Source organism: Polaromonas sp. P1_E3, assembly GCF_056405935.1.
In genome coordinates, this window is record NZ_JBFUBD010000646.1 from 1 (window position 1) to 1,105 (window position 1,105).

General features: G+C 62.8%; 1 protein-coding gene and 1 pseudogene. Both read left to right on the forward strand.

Annotation, left to right across the window (positions count from 1 at the left end):
- Nucleotides 1–129 precede the first annotated feature (129 nt).
- Entirely contained in the window at nt 130–798 is a 669-nt protein-coding gene (locus tag AC1D0Z_RS22470; protein ID WP_477660357.1) for a GntR family transcriptional regulator, read from the forward strand.
- Nucleotides 795–1,105: pseudogene (locus AC1D0Z_RS22475) on the forward strand (malonyl-CoA decarboxylase); the annotation flags it as partial. The gene AC1D0Z_RS22470 and the pseudogene AC1D0Z_RS22475, both read left to right, overlap by 4 nt.

Genomic DNA, 1,105 nt, shown 5'->3' on the forward strand with positions numbered 1-1,105 from the left:
ATTCAGGCGTTCCGGATGACGGGGCTCTGGATGGGTGTAGAGAGGGGTTCAGGCACGGCGGGCTACGAGCCGGCTCGAGCGCATGTCATGTGTATTGCTTTATGGCGTCAGCCAGTCAAGGGGTCTGTCATGCGTCTGGTTCAGAGTTCGTTGCATCAGGAAGTGGCCAATACGCTGCGGGAGCAGATATTTGCGGGCCAGCTGGCGCCCGGGAGTTTCCTGGACGAAGTCGCGCTGTGCGAGCGGCTTGAAATTTCCCGCACGCCATTGCGAGAGGCGCTCAAGGTATTGACGTCGGAAGGGCTGCTGCGCCACGAGCCCCGGCGGGGTTGTTTTGTCAACGAGGTAACGGAACAGGACCTTGACGATATTTTCCCGGTCATTGCCCTGCTGGAGGGGCGCTGTGCCTACGAGGCGGCGCGCAATGCCACCGACGCCGACCTGGCCGCGCTCACAAGCTTGCATGAGCGGCTGAACAGCCATGCCAGCGCCGGCCGGATCAACGACTACTACGCGACCAATTTCGCCATCCATGAAGCCATCATCCTGCTGGCCAACAACCGCTGGCTTGCGCAGGCGATTGCAGACCTGCGAAAGATATTGAAGCTGGCCCGGCTCCAGCAGTTGCACGCGCCGGGCCGCCTGGCGCAAAGCCTTTCGGAACACATGACGGTATTTGCGGCCCTTAAAAGCCGCGACAGTGAAGGGGCTGAAGCGGCCATGCGCACCCACCTGACGCGCCAGCGCGAAGCGCTGCGCGACCTTTCCCGCAGCCAGCGCTCCAGGGTGGCGTCATGAGCGCCGCAGATTGGCTCAGCCGCAGCGTTTCGCGGCTCACGGCAGGCGAAAAGGGTCTTACGGAAAAAACAGCTGCAGGGCATACGGAACGTGCGCAAGCAGCTACAAAAAAGATAGCGCCAGCTGCCGGGCTTCCGGTGCGGAGTACCCACGAGAGGCTGCAGGCAACCCTGAGCCACAAGGACGAAGCGCTCTCACCACGCGTACTTCGCCGCACGCTGCAGGAGTTGCAGGCCATCATTGACCCCCGCGTCAGTGAAGTGGAGGGCGGGCGGCGCGCCATGGCTATCGCAGCCTGGTACCAGGG

Bases quoted from the DNA above. Each gene is read 5' to 3' on its own strand.
- AC1D0Z_RS22470 (WP_477660357.1), top strand. From the start codon at position 130: ATGCGTCTGGTTCAGAGTTCGTTGCATCAGGAAGTGGCCAATACGCTG.